General features: G+C 59.6%; 11 protein-coding genes. 4 read left to right on the top strand and 7 right to left on the bottom strand.

Annotated features, from left to right (window positions below):
• Positions 1 to 62: 62 nt before the first annotated feature.
• From H6F57_RS25695 to H6F57_RS25685, 3 genes are all read right to left on the bottom strand, one after another.
• A complete protein-coding gene (locus H6F57_RS25695) occupies positions 63 to 1,643 on the bottom strand; it encodes a B12-binding domain-containing radical SAM protein (RefSeq protein WP_190631956.1) in 1,581 nt (526 codons plus the stop codon).
• Positions 1,644 to 2,362: 719 nt separating this feature from the next.
• Entirely contained in the window at positions 2,363 to 5,233 is a 2,871-nt protein-coding gene (locus H6F57_RS25690) for a tetratricopeptide repeat protein (protein WP_190631954.1), read from the bottom strand.
• Between the two features lie 105 nt (positions 5,234 to 5,338).
• Entirely contained in the window at positions 5,339 to 5,872 is a 534-nt protein-coding gene (locus H6F57_RS25685; RefSeq protein WP_190631953.1) for a pentapeptide repeat-containing protein, read from the bottom strand.
• Between the two features lie 456 nt (positions 5,873 to 6,328).
• On the opposite strand from H6F57_RS25685, the gene H6F57_RS25680 reads away from it, so the two are divergent.
• The 4 genes from H6F57_RS25680 to H6F57_RS25665 all read left to right on the top strand — a co-directional run bounded on the left by H6F57_RS25680 (position 6,329) and on the right by H6F57_RS25665 (position 14,422).
• Positions 6,329 to 7,876: a SagB/ThcOx family dehydrogenase gene (locus H6F57_RS25680; RefSeq protein ID WP_190631951.1), complete on the top strand. Its 1,548-nt coding sequence runs from the start codon at positions 6,329 to 6,331 to the stop codon at positions 7,874 to 7,876.
• 71 nt (positions 7,877 to 7,947) lie between these two features.
• On the top strand, positions 7,948 to 11,856 hold the full coding sequence (locus H6F57_RS25675; protein ID WP_190631949.1) for a PAS domain-containing protein: 3,909 nt from the start codon (positions 7,948 to 7,950) through the stop codon (positions 11,854 to 11,856).
• Positions 11,853 to 12,275: a response regulator gene (locus H6F57_RS25670; protein ID WP_190631947.1), complete on the top strand. Its 423-nt coding sequence runs from the start codon at positions 11,853 to 11,855 to the stop codon at positions 12,273 to 12,275. The genes H6F57_RS25675 and H6F57_RS25670 overlap by 4 nt, the downstream gene beginning before the upstream one ends.
• A complete protein-coding gene (locus H6F57_RS25665) occupies positions 12,272 to 14,422 on the top strand; it encodes an EAL domain-containing protein (RefSeq protein ID WP_190631945.1) in 2,151 nt (716 codons plus the stop codon). Before H6F57_RS25670 ends, H6F57_RS25665 begins: the two co-directional genes overlap by 4 nt.
• 2 nt (positions 14,423 to 14,424) lie before the next feature.
• On the opposite strand, the gene H6F57_RS25660 is transcribed toward H6F57_RS25665, so the two are convergent.
• The 4 genes from H6F57_RS25660 to gcvT all read right to left on the bottom strand — a co-directional run bounded on the left by H6F57_RS25660 (position 14,425) and on the right by gcvT (position 18,731).
• Positions 14,425 to 14,757 carry a hypothetical protein gene (locus H6F57_RS25660; RefSeq protein WP_073609342.1) on the bottom strand — a complete coding sequence of 111 codons (333 nt, stop codon included), beginning with the start codon at positions 14,755 to 14,757 and terminating at the stop codon, positions 14,425 to 14,427.
• Between the two features lie 151 nt (positions 14,758 to 14,908).
• Positions 14,909 to 16,888, bottom strand: a complete 1,980-nt coding sequence (locus H6F57_RS25655) for a chromosome segregation ATPase (protein WP_190631943.1) — start codon at positions 16,886 to 16,888, stop codon at positions 14,909 to 14,911.
• 118 nt (positions 16,889 to 17,006) lie between these two features.
• A complete protein-coding gene (gene gcvH, locus H6F57_RS25650; RefSeq protein WP_190631941.1) occupies positions 17,007 to 17,399 on the bottom strand; it encodes a glycine cleavage system protein GcvH in 393 nt (130 codons plus the stop codon).
• 228 nt (positions 17,400 to 17,627) lie between these two features.
• Positions 17,628 to 18,731: a glycine cleavage system aminomethyltransferase GcvT gene (gene gcvT, locus H6F57_RS25645; protein ID WP_190631940.1), complete on the bottom strand. Its 1,104-nt coding sequence runs from the start codon at positions 18,729 to 18,731 to the stop codon at positions 17,628 to 17,630.
• Positions 18,732 to 18,831: the final 100 nt, after the last annotated feature.

Here is an 18,831-nt window from a genome sequence, read left to right as displayed (position 1 = left end):
CCTAGACCCTGCACCCTCACTGACTTAATGGCGCAGACCAAACCACGCCAAACCATCAACCATCAATGCTGCTCCTGCAATTCCCTGGAGCGCTGGATCAGGGGGGCCACCGGTTCAGCCTGGAGCTGGTGAGTAATGCGTTCTCGGGCCAGGGCGCGATATTCCCAGAAGTGCTCTCCGGCGGCGCACAGGCCCAGATACATGTTCAGCAGCTGGGGTTTGCGCCGCAAAATCGTCCAGAGCTGGCGCCAAAATTGACCCCGCAGCTCGGGTCGGCGCAGGCCCTGGTGCCAAACCACTTGGGCTACCAGCCGCAGCCCTCGTCCGAGAGGAAACTGCATGGTCTGCCCCCGCCCCTGCACAGTGCGAATCTTGAGGCATTGCTCCATGCAGCGTCTGAGGTAGTTGCTAGGCTCATAGAGAGTCCAGAACCCTTCGACGTATTCGCGGGCGATGTCGGTTACGGGGCGGGTGGGCACAAAGTTCATCAGCGTGTTTTGATCGCCGGTGGAGTTGTCAGTGCTATCCATCAGGCGTTCCTCTTTTTTCAGCCGCTCCCAGAGGGCGGTGTTGGGCAGCGCTTGCAGCAGCCCTAGCATGGGCTGAGGAATGCTGGTCTCTTCGATGAAAGCTTGGATGCGATCGCCCGCTCCGGCCCGCTCGCCATCGAACCCGAGAATAAACCCGGCGTAGATCAGCAGCCCAGCGTCATTGATTTTGGTGCAGGCTTCCACCAGCGGGTTGCGAGTATTTTGCACCTTGCGCGTGGTCGCTAGACTGTCCTGGTCGGGGGTTTCAATGCCTAAGAATACGGCGTAGAATCCTGCCTCGCTCATCAACTGGAGCATCTCGTCATCCTCAGCCAAGTTGACCGAGGCCTCGGTCATAAACGTAAACGGGTAGTTGTGCTCCTGCATCCAGGGGATCAGCTCCCGCAGAAATAGCTTGACGTTGCGCTGGTTGCCAATAAAGTTGTCGTCGACAATAAACAGCGAGCCGCGCCAGCCCAGGTCGTAGAGCGTTTGCAGTTCGGCCAGGGCCTGGTGGGGCGCTTTAGTGCGCGGTTTGCGGCCGTAGAGCGAAATAATGTCGCAAAACTCGCAGTTAAACGGGCACCCCCGGGAAAACTGCATCGCCATCATGAAATACTGATCCCGCTCGAGCAGGTCGTAGCGGGGCATGGGGCTGTGGGTGACGTCGGGCTTGTCAATCGAGCGAAAAACGCCTTCGGTTTCGCCGCGCTCCAGCGCCTCTAGAAACAGGGGCACAGTCATTTCCCCTTCGTCGAGCACGAGAAAATCGGCTCCAAAGGCCAGGGCATCCTGGGGCACCGAGGTGGGGTAAGGGCCGCCCACCGCCACGGGTTTCCCTAGGCGCTTGGCCGTTTGAATCAGCCCCTGAAAGTCGGGCTTTTGCACCAGCATGGCGGAGAGAATGACGATGTCACACCAGGCCCAGTCGGCCTCAGTTTCAGCAGTGACGTTGCGGTCGTAAAAGCGAATTTCCCAATCGGTAGGCAACAGCGCCGCCACGGTGATAATCCCTAGGGGGGGCAAGACGGCTTTGAGCCCAGCGATCGCCATAAAGCGATCGTAGGACCAAAACGATTGGGGAAACTTAGGGTAGAGAAGGAGTGCTTTCATAAATCCCGTCGGTAATTTAAGTTGACTCTGAATCCGTGGGAATATCTTTCCGGCCAGGATGGTGGCTAAAGCAACAAAACTAGCCATTGCCCACCGCAATGACTGGCTCAGATCCAAAGTATTCAAAGAATGCTCAGGAGTTCACCCCTCTAGGGACAGAACTAACTAGTTGTTGAGGCAAAATCAACGCCTGTAGCTGGACGATTAATTCAGACCCATGGGGATACAATGGGCTAACCAAAAATTAAAGTCATGGCTAAGTTGAGGTCTGAATCTGTAAGCGCACTAGACCTTACAGATCCTCGTAATTTGCACCTCGCGCCGCTTGCCCAAAGTACATAGTCCAGGAACTTTGAAAACTCTAGTTCGCTCCAAAGTTGGATCTGGGGAAAAATTTTTGTACCTGTATTAAGCAATAACCAAAGGAGACGCAAAACGAAAAGCCCATTACGACAATTTAGCTGGGCTGCTTTAAAGACTGGGACAATAGCATTTGAGAATCCTAAACAAGGCTGAGTAGTTTGCTTGATAAATAAAATAGTCAACAGTCGGCTGGATTCTGGGGTCAGTATAGGTCCACCTTTCGTCAATTGAAAGCGAAAAGTAAACTATTAGTTACATTTCTCATTTTTGGACAACCTTTAGCCATCGCTGAGCGATCGCCCGACAGCGGTGCTGAATGCGCCGAGATGCGCCTGCTTAGGGGGCAGTTCTGCGACCTATTCCACCAGCTCGCGGAACCAGTTGTCGCTCCAGAGTTCGTCGAAGGCGGGCTCAGTGCGGGCTTCTTCGCGGTAGTCGGGGTCGAGGCGCACTGCCTGCTGCAGCGCTTCCATGGCGTTGTCGAACTGGCGCTGGAGGGCGTAGCAAAGGGCCTTATGATAGTGGGCTTTGGGGTAGTCGGGGTCGAGGGCGATCGCCCGATCAAAGCTCTTGATCGCATCCTCATCGCGACCCAGCTTTACCAGCGCCAGCCCTCGGTTGTCCCAACCCTTGGGGGCATCGGGGTTAAAGCGGGTGGCTTTGTCGAAGCTAGCCAAGGCATCGTCGTAACGCTCTAGCTCAATCAGGGAAAGGCCCCGGTTGAGCCAGGCGATCGCATCGTTGGCCTGGTATTCCACTGCCTTGTCAAAGGAGTTGAACGCCTCCTCGTGCTGCTGCAAAATGCCGTAGGATACTCCCCGATTGACCCAGGCCTCGTGGTATTCGGGGTGAATCTCGAGGGCTTTGTCAAAGGCGGCGATCGCGTCTTCGCGGCGCTTGAGGCGGCTCAGCACCATGCCCTGGTTGAGCCAGGCCTTGGCGTCGTCGGGGGTGATTTCGGTGAGCTGGTCAAACACCCCCAGGGCGTCTTCGTGGCGGCGCAACTCTCGCAAAATCAGCCCCTTTTGTAGCAGCGCCCCGGTGTGCTTGGGCTCTAGCTCTAGGGCATGGTCGAGGGAATCGATCGCCCCCTCCAGCTGCTCTAGCGCCTGCTGGGCCGTGGCCCGGTTGAGCCATACCTGGGTATTGACCGGCTGAATGTCGAGGGCTTTGTCGTACTCGGCCACCGCCAAGGCGTAGTCGCTGTCTGCCAGGTAGCGATCGCCTCGACCAATATATTCATCGGCGGTGAGAAACAGCTGGGGCCGGTTGATCTCCAGCCGACCGATCTTATCGGTGATAGTCTCGAACTGCTGCCGCGCCTCGCTCATGAATGAGTCGGCTAGGTACTGGGGCGACACCTCGCCCAGGCGGCGCATAATGTCGTCTTTCTGGTGCTGGGCCTCGGCCTGGATGGCCTCTAGCCGCACCCGGTAGCTCTGCTGCAAATCGCCTAAACGACCCAGGGTGACCTCGCGCCCGGCCTCAATGTCGGCCTCCAGTCGGGCAAAGCGCTCCGCCATTTCGGCCATTATCCCGTCGAGCTGGGTGCGGGCCGCCGCCTCGCGCTCGGCGGTATTGCTGCCGAGGGTGGCTAAATCTTCGCTGAGGCGGGCATCGAAGGTATCGATTTTGTCGAGGACGCGATCGCGGCGGGTAAAGATGGTACCGCGCACCTGATTGAGCTGCTCGGTAAAGGCCGTTTCCATGGCCCGCAGACCGTCGAGCACCTGGAGCTGCTGCTCCCCCGCCGCTTCTTGCAGCACCCGCACCTGTTGGCGAAAGGTGTTGGCGGTGCCTTCCACATCGGCCAGCAGGGTCGATCGCTGAATTTCGGCCTCGGTAGCCATCTGGCTGAGCTGACCCTGCAATGTCTGGGCCGTGCGCTGAAAGTCGTCGAGGGTGTTTTGCTGGCGGGCATCCACCTCGGCGCGGGTGGCCGTAAAGCGTTCTAGGGCCTCGTCCGCCGCCCGGCGCAGGTCGCCTAGCAGCATGTCCTGCTGCTTCTCAATATCAATTTTTAGACCGCCAAACTGGGCCAAAAACTCGTCAGCCTGACGACGCAAGTCGGCCAAGATGCGGCTGCGCTGGCCATCGACCTCACCTCGCAGGTTGGCGAACCGTGAGGTAAATTCATCGATGGAGCGCTGAATGGTTTGCAGCGCCAGGTCGCGCTCGCCTAGGGCACTGACTTGCAAATCACTCAGCTGACGGCTGATCTCTTCGGTCTGGGTTTGCAGGCGGGTGAGGCTGCCCTGGCGCAGCGCCTCTAGGGCCTCGGCAATGGTGGCGGTCTGGCGCTCGACCTGGGCGCTGGCCTGGGCCGTGAGCTGCTGGCGCAGATCGGCTAGGGCCACCATGACGCGATCGCGCTCTTCCTGCATCGCCAGGGTCATCGTGCCCATCTGGTCGGTAAAGCTGGTTTCGGTGTTGCCGATCTTTTGCAGCACCGCATCCTGATGCACTTCTACATCGCTGCGTAATCGGTTCACATCGCGCAAAAAGCCGGTCTGGTTTTCTTCTAGCGTGCGAAACACCACGTCACGCTGAAGCTGGGTGTCTTTGCGCAGGGTGGTGATCTCGTCATCGGCGGTCGCCCGCAGCCCGGTGAGGTGGCCGACAAAGTTGGCCTCGGTCGACTCTAGCTTCACCTGCAAATCGCTCAGGGTCGACTGCCAGTCGTTGATCGTGCGGGCTTTAAACTCCGCTAGGTCATCCACCAGCCGGTTGAGCACCTGTTTTTTAGTCACCGCCTCTTCTTGGAAGCGATCGGTGCGGCTGTCTAACTCAGAAGCTCGCTCCTTGGCCTGGGCCAAAATGTAGTCGAGATCGCGGGTGGCGGTTTGAATCTTGGTCTCTAAATCGGTGATGTCGTTGATCTGGTTGCGCACCACGACCGACACTTCTTGAATCACCGATCGCCGCATCAGCCACAGCATGACTACGCCAACGCTGAGCAGCAGCAGCAGGGTGCCCAGCATGACAAAGAATAGAGTAGTGGCGCGACGAAAGGCCAGATCGGCCTCGGTGCTCAACCGCTCAAGCTCGGCGGTGGTCGCCGTCTGGGCCAGCAGCACCGGTTCTGAGGCTTGGGCAACGAGTTGAGACTCGGCCTGTTGAGAATCTTGCGCGATCGCAGGCCGCACCACCCCGCCGCCGCTCAACATCAGCGCCAGCAGCAATAGGGGTCGGGGAACATCGGCCAGGGAACGCATGGGCTGCCTCATCAGGACTTTCCTAATGGAATAGGACTAGGATACCTGATACTTCAAAGGGTTAGGGCAGGGGCCAGCAACATTTGGCTGGGGGTTTGCCGGCCTTTAGTGGCCCCTCTAACGGCCATAGTTGTAGCCGTTGGGCAAAATTGTCGTACCGTCGCAGTGGCTCTCGACCAGATCGGCCCCCGTCGCTCGAAACAGGTTGCACCGGCTGAGGTTAGCTCCCTTGAGGTCGGCCCCTTCTAACTTGGCAACGCTGAGGCTCGCCCCCTCTAGGTTGGCGGCGCTGAGGTTGGCCCTTCGCAAATCGGCCCCGCTGAGGTTGGCCCCTTCGAGGTTGGCTTTGTGCAAATTGGCCCCGCGCAAGTCGGCGCGGCTCAGGTCAGCCCTGGTCAGCAGGGCGGCTTGCAGATCGGCCCCGTAGAGGTTGACATCGCCCAAGTGAGCTTTGACGAGGCTTGCGCCCCCCAACTTTGCCCCGCTGAGGTTGCTATAGGGAATATAGCTCTCGTCTAGGCAACTGCCCTGCAAATCGATCTGGCGCAAATCTACCTCGAACAATTCAGCCCCGGTCAAATCGATCGCTGCAAAGCATCGCTGACCGTTTTGGTATGCCGCTAGCAGGGCATATTTTGTAAGTCGTTCCATCGCTGTTGCTGAAATCAGGCGGCAAGCCTGAGTATTTGTGCTCAACTAAACGCCATCCGCCAATGTAAATGTTTACGTTTCGCAACATGAGCGCGTTAAGCTTCTCTTCAGGTTTTTAGCACCCCAATTGAGCGGGCCAGTCTTGTCCTTAAATCTTTTCTCCCAAGCTGTCGTTGTTTGGCAGATCAGGACTCAGACTAGTAGTACAAACAGGCGGCAGCTGACACAGCTTTTTCCAGAAGCATGCTATGGATCACTTCGATGGTTTGCATGCTGACCAAGCACTTGACCCCTAGTCACGCAACTGGTGCTCGCAGGCAAGATGTTCGACCGGAAGAGTCAGCGGGGGAACGCTCCCCATGCTTTTCCTGTAGGCTACACTGATCACACCCGCCCGGCGCGGCCCGCGATGGCCCTTTGGGTCGGCCTTGCCCCATCGCGCTCTTTCCCCCGGCCATGCCCGACGCCCTGGTTTCTATCGCTCAGCACTACCACAGCCGTACTAAGTACGACCCCGATACTCTCAAATCGAAGGCGCGGCCCCTCGACTATAGCCGCCAGCCTACCCCCTTCAAAACCTACCGGGTGGGGACCGAGATTGACCTCAAGCCCTACATCGACGAGAGCAACCCGCCAGAGCCAGACAGTGAGCGGGTCGACTGGATGCGGCTGTCGCGGTTGCTGATCAATGCCTACGGGCTAACGGCTAAGTTTCCGACCGATGCGGGGCAGACCTTTTATCTGCGATCGGCTCCCTCGGCGGGGGGGCTGTATCCGGCGGAGATCTATATTATTTCGCGCGGTACTCGGCTGTTGCCAGCGGGGCTCTACAACTACCAGGCCCGCAGCCACAGCCTTTGGCGCTACTGGGATGACCACGGCTGGCAGAATCTACAGCGGGCCTGCTTTTGGCACCCGGCCCTAGAGTCCACCCATTTGGCCCTGGTGGTGACGGGGGTGTTTTATCGCTCTGCCTGGCGCTACCAAGACCGGGCCTACCGCCGCATTTGCCTCGATGTGGGCCACCTGCTGGGCAATCTGGAGCTGGCCAGCGCCCTGGTTGACTATCGCCCCCACCTGATCGCCAGTTTTGCCGACCAGGCTGTAGCTGAGCTGCTCTATATCGACGCTACCCAGGAGGGGGCGTTGGCGGTACTGCCCCTGGCTGATCTGCTGATGGTGGAGCAAAACCTGCCCTGTGCCCAGGTAGCCTTTGCCACGTCGCCCCAGACCCAGTTCCCACCGGTGCCCGACGGGGAACTGCTGAGTTACTTTCACCAGGCGACGGCCATCGCTTCTACGGCCGATGCACCCCCGTGGGCGATGCGCCCCGCGGGCGACACCCCCCAGCCCGTTGACACCCTCGAAGATAAGTACAACCTGCCCTTTGGGTTGCGGGTGCCCACAACCACCGCCCCGATCGCCTGGGGCCCCCATTTAGAAGACTTGGAGATCACGCTATTTAAGCGGCGATCGACCCGGCGCTATAACGGTGACTCGATTTCCCTAGAGGCGCTGAGGCTATTGCTCGACTTTACCTATCAGCCTCGCCACTACAGCAGTCAGGGGTTTGACCCCGACCCCGACTATGGCGATCGCAGCCTGGTGCACACCTTTGTCGTTGCCTGTGGGGTCGAGGGGCTCGATGACGGCTGCTACTACTACGCTCCCCGGAGCGAAGAGCTGCGCCAGGTACGCTTTAAAAACTTTCGCCGCGAGTTGCACTACCTCTGTCTGGGGCAAGAGCTGGGCCGCGATGCTGCTGCCGTGGTGTTTCACACCGCCGACTTGGCAGGGGCGGTGGCGGCCTACGGCGATCGCGTCTACCGCTACCTCCATCTAGATGCGGGGCACCTAGGCCAGCGGCTCAATCTGGCCGCCATTCGGCTGGGGCTGGGGGTGAGCGGCATCGGCGGCTTTTTCGACGACCAGGTCAACGAGGTGCTGGGCATTCCACCCGACGAAGCGGTGATTTATATTACGACTCTGGGACAGCCAGGATAGCCTGGGTAGTCTAACAGTAGGCTTTCATCCCTTAGATTGCTTGTTCCTCTGCTCAGTTGTGGCGTTGTGCTATGGCCCAGCTTCGGTCTCAAACCCCAATTACAGAAAGCCCTTTGCACCAAGAAGCGCCGCGTGACCAAGTGAGCCTGCTGCTGCTCGTTACGGACAGAGCTGAGCGTACCTGGTTTAACCCGCCTGGGGCGATCGCTCCGCTTGCCTTTACCCTGATCGAGGCCACTACACTGGCTCAAGCCCTAGACCTGTGGCGCACCGGCAGGGCAAGTTGGGCCGTCCTAGATCTGGCCTGGGCCGAAGGCAGCGGACTAGCATTTTTGAGCGCCCTGGGCAAATGCCAGCCGCGCCCGCTGCCCGTGGTCGTGCTGGTCGGGCCGGGGCAGGAGCGCGCTGCCCTAGAGGCGATGAAGCTGGGGGCCGCTGACTATCTCTTTACAGCAGACTTCACTCCTGAGGCTCTCTGGGCCAGGCTGGGTTTGAAAAACCAGGTTGAGCTAAAGGTGCAACAACCGATCGCCGATACCCCGAATAAAGCTTGCCAGCACTACCAAAATCTGGTCGAAAACTCCCCCGATATGATTGGGCGGTTTGATCGCAGTTTGCGTCATCTCTACGTCAGCCCAGCGCTACCCAAAATTTTGGGCATTGATGGGGCTGCCTTTTTGGGCAAAAGCTATCGCGACCTCGGTCTCGACGACGCCATGGTTAACGACTGGGAGGCCGCCGCCGCTGTGGTGCTGGCTACCGGAAAGAAACAGTCAATTGAATTCACCACCCCAACGGCTACCGGCGTGCGGCATTTTGAGATGGCGATCGCCCCCGAGTGGTCTGAGCTGGGGCAGATCGAGTCGCTGCTGTGCATTTCGCGCGATATCAGCGATCGCGTGGTGGCCCAGCAAACTCAGCAGCAGCTGCTCACCGCCGCCCAAGCGGCCCAGCGCGATGCCACGGCGGCGCGAGACGGGCTAGCCCGCGTGTTTGACCGCATCAACGACGGCATTATCGCCTTTGACCGCGATTCGCGCTGCGTGTACCTCAACCCCAGCGGCGAGCAAATCCTGAGGCGATCGGCGCTGCAGATCCTCGGCAACCATGTCTGGGACGAGTTTCCTGAGGCGGTGGACACCCCCATTTATGAGGTTTACCACCGCGCTATTGAGCAACAACAGCCCGAGTTCTTGGAATACTACTTTCCGCCCTTAGACAGCTGGTTTGAGATGCGGCTCTATCCCGATAGCAATGGCACCACGATTTACTTTACGGATATTAGCGATCGCAAAACCGCCGCCGCCAGCCGCCAAAAAACCGAGCAGCTGCGCCACGAGCTATCGCTGCTAGAGACCACCCTCGACTCTATTCTGGCGGGCTATTGGGATATAGACTTTGCCGCCAATACCGCTTACATGAGCCCTGGACTCAAGGCCATGTTTGGCTACGCTGACCACGAGTTGACCACCACCCCAGATACTTGGCAAACCCTAATCTTTCCAGAAGATTTGCCCCTTGCCATAGAAAGCCTGACCCACCACATTCAAAGCCACGCCGAGGTGCCCTTCTACAACGAAGTGCGCTACCGCCATAAAGATGGCTCTACGGTGTGGATCATCTGCGCTGGCCAGGTGATTGACTGGGATGCGGCAGGCCAGCCTCGGCGCATGGTAGGTTGCCATGTCGATATCACCCGACTCAAGCACACTGAAGCGCAGCTGAGAAAAAATGAAGCCCACCTGCAAGCCGCCCAGCGCATCGGCAACCTGGGCAGTTGGGAGTTTGAGTTGGCGACTCGGCACATCAACTGGTCTGACCAGGTCTATCGCATTTTTGGTCTCACCGTAGGCGAAAAAACACCCAGCTTTGAGGGGCTTCAAGGCTACTTTCACCCCGATGACCAGGCACAGCATCGGCAGATTATAGAGACCACGCTTGCCACCCATCAGCCCTACGACAGCGAGCTACGCATCGTGCGGGCTGACGGCAGTCCTGGACACATTCATGTCAAGGGCGAAGCGGTGATCAACGAGCTAGGCCAGCTCACCCACCTGACCGGTACCGTGCAGGACATCAGCGAACGTAAGCAGCACAACGCTGAGATGCAAAACCTGTCGCTGCGCCTCTCCCTGGCCCTCGAATCAGCCCGTATTGGCATTTGGGAAAGGGTCTTAAGCACCGATGAGGTGATTTGGGATCAGTGCCTGGTTGACCTGTACGGCTTTGCTCGGTTGGGGCGTCAGGCCACCTATCAAGACTGGCGGACCCAAGTCTACGCCGACGACATTGCGTGGGTTGAAGCCGCCACCCAGGCTCTCATTGACAACAACAGCCCCTACGACGTGGCCTTTCGAGTCTGGCGAGGCGATGGCAGTCTAGGCTGGATCCACTCTAGCGCTCTGGTACAGCGAGATGCCCATGGCCAGCCCGTGAGCATTGTCGGCATCAACTACGACATTACCGACCAAAGACAGGCCACCGTTGAGCTTGAGGACCTCTCAGCCCGGTTAACTCTAGCCTTAGAGTCGGGGAGCTTTGGCTGTTGGGACTGGAATGTCGTCACCAATGCCATCAACTGGGATCAGCGCCTGATCGAGCTATATGACTTTGATGAGGAACGGCCTACCACTTACCAAGACTGGCGCAATCGGGTTCACAGCGACGATGTGCAGTTGGCAGAAGCGGCCCTCCAGGCCGCCCTCGAAATCGGTACCCCCTATGACGGTGAGTTTCGCATCTGTCGCCGTGACGGCGAATTGCGTTGGATTAAAGCCAGCGCATTGGTCTATCGCACCCCCGAGGGGCAGCCCCTGAGCATGGTAGGCATCAACTACGACATTACTGAGAAGAAGCGGGCAGAGACCCAACTGCAAGAGTTGTCCCTACGGCTGTCTTTGGCCCTGGAGTCGAGCCAATTGGGCAGCTGGGAGCTGGATCTGATGACTGAACAGGTCAATTGGGATCAGCGCATGTATGCGATGTACAGCCTTACCCCTAGAGAGCCAGGGCTGACTCTTCAAGATTGGCGTTACCGCATTTATAGCGAAGATAGGAGTTGGATGGATGTCGAATTTGCCCGTATTCTTGAGGGCAATTCCCCGCCCACCTTGGAGTTTCGCATTGACCGAGGCAACGGCGAACTCCGCTGGATCAGAGCCACTGCCGTAGCCCAATACGACTCCAACGGCAGACCCGTGCGCATGATTGGGACCAACGCCGACATTACCGAGGCCAAGCAGGCTGAGCAGCATCTGCTGCGCACTACCGTCCAGCTCGAAGCCTCGAACCATGAGCTAGAGGCCTTTGCCTACTCGGTTTCCCACGATTTGCGCGCCCCGCTGCGGGCGATCGATGGGTTTAGCCGCGCCCTGGTCGAAGACTACGGCGAGCAGTTTGGGGAAGAGGGGCAAGATTATTTCAACCGCATTCGGCACAATGTCGGCCGCATGGGGCAGCTGATTGACGAGCTGCTGCGGCTGTCGCGGGTGTCGCGCCAGGCCATGACCTACGTGCCCGTTGACCTCAGCGCCCTGGTGCAGGAGCAAATCGATGAGCTGCAAAGGGTCGATGGCGCTCGCACGGCCATTGTTACCATCGCCCCCGCGCTCACCGTGACCGCCGACCCAACGCTGATGCGGGTGGCGATCGCCAACCTGGTGCAAAACGCCTGGAAATTTACGGCCCACCAGCCTAACGCCTGCATTGAGTTTGGGTTCGAAAGGCAGCGGGGTGAGCCGGTCTATTACCTGCGTGACAACGGCGCTGGGTTTGACATGGCCTACGCTGACAAGCTGTTTGGTGTGTTTCAGCGTCTGCACAACACCGACGAGTTTCCCGGCACCGGCATTGGTCTGGCGACGGTGCAGCGCTCGCTGCACCGCCAGGGGGGGCGGGTTTGGGCCGTAGCCGCCGTCGATCAGGGGGCCACTTTCTACTTCACCCTGCCTCAGGCCCCAGGGGTCGAGGTGCAGCCATGACGGCGCTGCGCCCCATTTTGCTGGTCGAAGACAACCCCGACGATGAGCGTCTGACTCTGCGCGCCCTGCGCCGGAGCAACCTGACCAACACTATCGTGGTCGCCCGCAACGGCGAAGAGGCCCTGCGGCAGGTGTTTAGCTCAACCCCACTACCCTGCGTGGTGCTGCTCGACCTCAAACTGCCCAAGGTCGATGGCCTAGAGGTGCTGCAACAGATTCGGGCCAGCGATCGCACCCGACTGCTGCCGGTCGTCATCCTCACCTCGTCTAGCGAAGACCGAGATATCATTGAAAGCTACAGCCTGGGTGCAAATAGCTATGTTCGCAAGCCTGTAAACATTGACGAGTTTACCGAAGCTGTGCGCCGGCTCGGCCTCTATTGGGCATTGATAAGTGAGCTGCCTCCCACCCTGCCATGACTGTTGCCGAACCCCTACGGGCGCTAATTGTAGAAGATTCTGACGACGATCTGCTGCTGCTGCTGCGCGAGCTGCGGCGGGCGGGGTTTGTCCCTACCTGGGTGCAGGTGCAAACGGCAGACGACTTTCGCGCGGCCCTCGCTGACGACTGGGATGTGGTGCTATCTGACTATCAGCTGCCCCAGTTCAACGCCCCCGCCGCCCTGGAGCTGCTTCAGCAAAACTCCTGTGACCTGCCGTTTATTGTCATCTCGGGCACCGTGGGGGAGGCCACTGCCGTCACCATGATGCGGGCCGGAGCTCACGACTACGTGATGAAAGATAATCTTTCTCGCCTGGCCGAGGCGGTGCGGCGCGAGGTGCGCGAGGCCCGCAGCCGCCGCGATCGCCGGGCAGCCATGACCGAGCTTGACCGCACCCGAGAGCTGCTGCACCTAGCCATCGAAGGCTCTGGCATCGGCATTTGGGATTGGCAGGTGCAAACCGGGGAAATCTGGGCCAGCGATCGCTGTGCTGCCCTCATGGGCTACAGTTCCGGCGACCTCGGCCCCGCCCGCCTTGACACCTGGCAGCGGTTTGTCCACCCCGACGACTGGAGCCGCAAAAAAAACGCCTTGCAGCGCCACTTTGAGGGTGATACCCCTACCTACGACTGCGAGTTTCGGCTGCGCCACCGCCAAGGCCACTGGGTGTGGGTGCTCGACCGGGGCAAAGTTGTCGAGTGGGATGACGCCCAGCGCCCCCTGCGCATGAGCGGCACCTATACCGACATTACCGAGCGGCGGCTGGCCGAGGCCGAGCACCGCCGCGTGGCCGATCAAATGCTGTTCAACAGCCTCCACGATGCCCTCACCCAGCTGCCCAACCGCAACTTTTTGATGCAGCGACTCGACTTAGCCATTCAGCGCTGTAAGCGCGGTAGCCAGCGCCAGTTTGCGGTCTTGTTTCTCGATTTAGACCACTTTAAGGTGATTAACGACAGCCTTGGCCACCTGATCGGGGATGAGGTGCTGGTGCTGGTGGCCCAGAAGCTGCGATCGCTGATCCGCACCAGCGACCTGGCCGCTCGCCTTGGGGGAGACGAGTTTGTGCTGCTGCTCGAAGACATTGACACCCTACATGAGCCTGTGCGCATTGCCGAACGGCTGTTGCAAGAGCTGCAAGTGCCCTTGCCGGTGGGTGGGCACAACGTATTTCTCAACGCCAGCATCGGTATTGTCATGGGGTTGGGCGACTACCACGTCCCCTCTGACCCCCTACGCGACGCCGACATTGCTATGTACCGAGCCAAGGCCCAGGGGCGCAGCCGCTATATGGTGTTCAACGAGTCGATGCACCTGCAAGCCCTACAGCGTCTCCAGCTTGAGCAGGAGCTGCGCGACGCCATCGATCGAGATCAGCTGGTGCTCTACTACCAACCCATTTTTCACCTCAAAACCAAGGAGATCTCAGGGTTTGAGGCGCTCGTGCGGTGGCAGCACCCCGATCGCGGCTTTGTTGCCCCCGACAGTTTTATCCCCATCGCTGAAGAGACCGGGCTGATCGTCCCCCTCGATCGTTGGGTTTTGGGCCAGGCCACCCAGCAGCTGGCGCTCTGGCACCAGCACTACCCCCACCACGCCAATCTAACGGTGAGCATCAACTTTTCGGTCAAAGACCTGCTGCGGACGGATCTACTCAGCGACCTCACCCGCATTTTGGAGCAGACCGGGCTCCAGGGCCACCACCTCAACCTCGAAATCACCGAAAGTACCCTGATCGAAGATATTCAGTCCATGGTGACGGTTTTGCAGCAGCTTAAACACCACGGCTTTACCGTCACCATTGACGACTTTGGCACCGGCTATTCATCCCTCAGCTACCTGCACCAGCTGCCCGTCGATGGCCTCAAGATCGATCGATCTTTTGTTATGGCCATGGAGGCCAACCGTCGCAACTCCGACATCGTGGAGACTATCATTACCCTGAGCAATCGTCTGGGGCTAGCCGCGATCGCCGAAGGGATCGAAACCCAGGCGCAGCTCCACCACCTGCAACACCTGGGCTGCGAACTGGGCCAGGGCTACTGGTTTGCCAGGCCCCTGCCCGCCGCCGAGGCGGAAACCCTGCTGCTGCCAACCCCCGCTAGCACTGTCCCCCCCCACTAGCTCTATTCTGGAAAGAAAAAGTCGGTGGGCTCTTCGTCCTCTTCGGCAGCGATATAGCTGCGGTAGTACTCCTCTAGCTCCGCCGCCCCAATCGAGCGTTCGGAGGGGTTCTCAAAAAATGTTTTTACCTTTAGGTAGCGCCTCAGCCCCTCAGCCCCGGCATCGTGCTGGGTCGCTGCTTTAAAGTCGTCGGGGAAGGTGTCGCTGATCTGTAGCCACGCCTCCTCTAAAACATCCTCGACGTCTTCGTTGGGGGCGCTCTCAATTAATGCCTCTAGCCCATCGAGAATGTCAATCAGCTTGAGAATCTCTGGAATTTTCTCCGAATCAGACATTGAGCCGTGCATGGATAGCGCTAAACAACCGCGAATGCTTAGGAAAATCTTAGTGGAGTATGGGCCCAATTGATCGACCCCAGGCGGGAGATCTACCTGCCAGCAGGTAGATCTCCCGCCTGGGGCACTGCCGTTGCCAGGGGATTGCCCCTTAAGGCATGGTCATGCCGCCTTGGGGTTCTAGGGCGGCGCGCCACTCACGCAGGCGCAGCTGGGCTTGGGCATAGGCTTCGGTTTGGGCAGGCACGGCCTCGGCCAGGGCGATCGCCCGACGGGGGTTGGTCACGGCTTCGGTTTCGGCCAGGCGCAAGATATCCCAGCTCCAGCGGGTGAGGGCCTGGGTCGCTTCGGCCCGTTGAAGACTATTCTCGGGCACCTGCTGGGCCAGGCGCACTGCATCCACCAGGGCACCCACCGTACCTAGCTGGGCCGCCTGGTAGGCCTGCTGCAACAGCTGCTGTCCCTGAAGTTGACCTCGCCAAGTTTGAATGTTGGCCTGGGCATCGCTGTGCAGAGCGCGGCCTGAGCCAATGCGCGAGGCCACGGCCACAGCTTCAGCTAATCGGCCCTGGGCGGCGAGCTGGCGGGCCTGGGCCAGCAGAGGACCGTCTTCGGCCCGTTGGAGATTGGTGCGCCACTGGTTGATCTCTGACTGAGCTTCGTCGTAGAGGGCGCGGCCAGAGCCGATCTGGCGGGCGGTGGCGATCGCCCCGGCCAGATCTCCCACCTGGGCCTGCTGCTGGGCCTGGCTGAGAATGGGGCGGTCTTCGGCGGTTTCGATCTGGCCCCGCCAGCGGCCAATTTGAGCCTCGGTGTCATCCCAGGCGGGGTTAGCGCGGGACACTTTTTGGGCCTCAATGATAGCGGCCTGAAGGTCGACGACGGTGCCGGGCAGCGCCACCTGTCGGGCCCACTCTAGCTGCGATCGCCCCTGCACTTCCTCCTGCCAGCGGCGCATGAGGCCTTGGGCCTTGCCGTAGAGGGGGCGATCGGCCCCAATGCTCTGGAGTCGCACAATCGCTCCCTCTAGCCCGCTAATGCCGCCCTGCCACGACAGCTGGGTAGCGTCGATGAAAGTGCGCATATCGGCAATCTCGGCCCCCATGTTCAGCGCCGCCGGAATCGCCTCTAGCATTTGCCCTGCCACCTCGGCATCGCGCCGCTCTAGGGCCGATTCAGCCATATCCAGCAGGTCGCGCCCAAACTGGCGAATTACCGTCTGCGCTTCAGCGTAGACCGGGCTCTTGCTATCGATGCCCTGGGCGATCTCTAGGGCCTCCTCCATGGCTTTGAGCGTGCGCTGCCGGGCCAACTCTTTGGCTTTGCCGAGCTTGTTGAGGTCTTCGCGGGCGGCAGTAATTTTGGTGGTCAGCTCGTCGTACTTAGTGGTTTTCCAGTAGGTGTTGTCCACATCCAGCAGCTGAATGGCCTTGGCAAAGGCATCCTGAAAGGCCAGCGCCTTGAGGTCAGCCTCGGCGGCCTGGTAAAGGGTTTCAGCGTCTTTCCAGATTTGGTTCCAGTCGCTGACCTGCTGGCTGACGAGCTGGGCAGCAGCGGTGTGGTTAGGAATGCGTTGGGCGATCGCGATCGCCTCAGTCAAATCGCCCGCCTGAAACGTGGTCTCGGCCAGCGCCAGAATCTCTTCAGACCAATCTTCAATGCGCAGGTCGATTTCGCCGCGCAGGGGGTGATCGGAAGGCAAAGACTCCAGTAGGGCGATCGCCTCTAAATAGCCCTCCACCGTAGCCTGCTCCGCGTAGGCTTCGGCACACTGCAATCGGGTGGTCGCTGCCGCCGTCGGCCAAAATATCGCCCGGCAGTTGGGCAGGTTAGGAATCCGAAACAGGCTGATGGCCGACATTGCCCCCACCCCAGACACCAGCACCAAGACACCCACCGACCAGACGGGCCAGGTTTTTGCTAGCCGCTGCACCAGGGTGCGACGCGGCGATCGCGGGGGGGGGACAGCAGCACCGTCATCGGCCCGCTGCCGCAGTTCGGCTAGAGGATCGTAGCGGGGCGGCCCTGGGTCACGAACAGGCAGCCCCGGAGGCAGCGGCACAGGCCGAGCAGACCCATTGGCCCGCCCTGGATAAATCGGTCGCTCAGAGGTGTCTTGGTCTGAAGCCATACCCGCTCCCCGAGATTGGCGTCGCTGCGGCTATTGTATCGGGTGGTTCAACCCGCCCAGCCGAAGGCACCGTGAAAGTCAGCCCTAGTATAGCCATGTCCTGCCCAAACGCAATGCCCTAGCCACCCACCTGGTCTTTGTACTCCTCGGCGGTAAGGGCGTCGTCGAGATCGTCGAGGTCGCTAGCCCTGATTTTAACCAACCAGCCGTCGCCGTAGGGGTCATCGCCAATCTGCTCAGGCGCTTCAATCAGCACTTCGTTGCGCTCTAGCACCTCACCAGAAACCGGCGATTTCAGCTCTTCTACCGCCTTGACCGACTCCACCGTGCCAAATTTTTCGCCCTTTTCGAGGCTGTCGCCAATCTCGGGCAATTCTAAGAAAACAATATCCCCCAGTTGGTCAATGGCAAAGGCGGTAATGCCCACGGTGACAATGCCTTCGTCGTCATCGGCGCGGGCATATTCGTGGCTGTCGAGATATTTCAGGGTTTCGGGATATTCAAATGCCATGGCGTAAACCTCACATTGCCCCAGGGAAAGTAGTTGGTCGCGCAGCTATCGTACAGAGTGGATAGAATCCAGTGCCAGTGTGCCATGAGACGGCGGTTTTGGCGCAGGGAAAGGATAGGGAAAGAGTTTTGAGTGCTTAGTTTTGTTCGCGAAGCGTCTCCCAAGGAGAAATTTTGAGTTTTTGTTGTACCCACAGCATTCAAAACTCAAAATTCAACATTCAAAACTTTATTTCGCCCGATAAAACGGCCGCTTCACCACCGTCGCCCCTTGGGGTTCACCGCGCACTTCGACCTCAAGGGCCTGCCCTACCTTGGCCAGGGGAGCGGCGACGTAGGCCAGGGCAATGGGGACATTTAGCGTGGGGGCCAGGGTGCCGCTGGTGACGGTGCCGACGCGATCGCCCTGATATAGCACCGGGTAGTCGTGGCGGGCGATGTGGCGACCATCCATAGCTAGGCCCACCAGGCGGCGGCTGACGCCCTCGGCCCGCTGTTGCTCAAGCACCGATCGCCCCATAAAATCCCCTTTCTCGTCTAGATGCACCAACCAGCCTAGACCCCCCTCTAGGGGGCTGGTGGTGTCGTCGATGTCTTGGCCGTAGAGGGCCATGGCGGCCTCCAATCGCAGGGTATCGCGCGCGCCAAGGCCGCAGGGGGCAGCACCGGCCTCAGTCAGCGTCTGCCACAGGGCCAGAGCGGTGTCGGGGTCGGTCATGATTTCAAAGCCGTCTTCGCCGGTATAGCCGGTGCGGGCGACCCAGGCGAGTTGCCCCAGCAGGGCTGTGTCTCGGTGGGCAAATCGGCCTAGAGCGCTCAAATCGAGAGTGGTGTGGAGCTGGAGCAGGGCGGCGGCGGCAGGCCCCTGGAGAGAGATTAGGGCGCGATCGCGCGATTCATCCACCAGCTCTATCCCCGTACCCGCGAGATGCTCCAGCAGCCAGGTTTTATCCTTGTCAGTGGTGGCAGCATTGACAATCAGCGCCACAGTCTCCCAACCCGTCCCTGAAGCGGGCGGCGACTTCAGGTAGACAATCAGATCGTCGACAATGCCGCCCTCGGAGTTGAGCAGCACGGTGTACTGGGCTTGGCCCTGGGTGAGCCGGTCTAGGTTAGAGGGCACCAGGGTTTGCAGGGCAGCCATCACCCCCGGCCCCCGCAGCTCAAATTTGCCCATGTGGGAGATGTCAAACAGCCCAGCGCGCTGTCGCACTGCCTGGTGCTCTTGCTTAATGCCGCCAAACTGCACGGGCATCGACCAGCCAGCAAACTCAGTCATGCGTGCCTTTTGATCGACGCAGGCAGAATAGAGAGGCGTTTGCAATAGTGTCATGGGGGGAATTCTAGGGCCATTCAGAGTGTACAGAGAAAACCTTTGTCTGAATTAAGGCTTTATACCCTTGCCGCCCTAGTTTCTTTTGGTAAAGGTTAAA

The organism is Leptolyngbya sp. FACHB-60 (assembly GCF_014695775.1).
Taxonomy (GTDB): Bacteria; Cyanobacteriota; Cyanobacteriia; order Phormidesmidales; family Phormidesmidaceae; genus Nodosilinea.
Note: the sequence above shows the minus strand (reverse complement) of the source record. Positions and strands in the feature narration are given on the sequence as shown.

What these genes read in the sequence shown, in the direction of transcription:
- H6F57_RS25695 (WP_190631956.1), bottom strand. Translation starts at nt 1,643, where the DNA reads ATGAAAGCACTCCTTCTCTACCCTAAGTTTCCCCAATCGTTTTGGTCC.
- H6F57_RS25690 (WP_190631954.1), bottom strand. Translation starts at nt 5,233, where the DNA reads ATGAGGCAGCCCATGCGTTCCCTGGCCGATGTTCCCCGACCCCTATTG.
- H6F57_RS25685 (WP_190631953.1), bottom strand. Translation starts at nt 5,872, where the DNA reads ATGGAACGACTTACAAAATATGCCCTGCTAGCGGCATACCAAAACGGT.
- H6F57_RS25680 (WP_190631951.1), top strand. Translation starts at nt 6,329, where the DNA reads ATGCCCGACGCCCTGGTTTCTATCGCTCAGCACTACCACAGCCGTACT.
- H6F57_RS25675 (WP_190631949.1), top strand. Translation starts at nt 7,948, where the DNA reads ATGGCCCAGCTTCGGTCTCAAACCCCAATTACAGAAAGCCCTTTGCAC.
- H6F57_RS25670 (WP_190631947.1), top strand. Translation starts at nt 11,853, where the DNA reads ATGACGGCGCTGCGCCCCATTTTGCTGGTCGAAGACAACCCCGACGAT.
- H6F57_RS25665 (WP_190631945.1), top strand. Translation starts at nt 12,272, where the DNA reads ATGACTGTTGCCGAACCCCTACGGGCGCTAATTGTAGAAGATTCTGAC.
- H6F57_RS25660 (WP_073609342.1), bottom strand. Translation starts at nt 14,757, where the DNA reads ATGTCTGATTCGGAGAAAATTCCAGAGATTCTCAAGCTGATTGACATT.
- H6F57_RS25655 (WP_190631943.1), bottom strand. Translation starts at nt 16,888, where the DNA reads ATGGCTTCAGACCAAGACACCTCTGAGCGACCGATTTATCCAGGGCGG.
- gcvH (WP_190631941.1), bottom strand. Translation starts at nt 17,399, where the DNA reads ATGGCATTTGAATATCCCGAAACCCTGAAATATCTCGACAGCCACGAA.
- gcvT (WP_190631940.1), bottom strand. Translation starts at nt 18,731, where the DNA reads ATGACACTATTGCAAACGCCTCTCTATTCTGCCTGCGTCGATCAAAAG.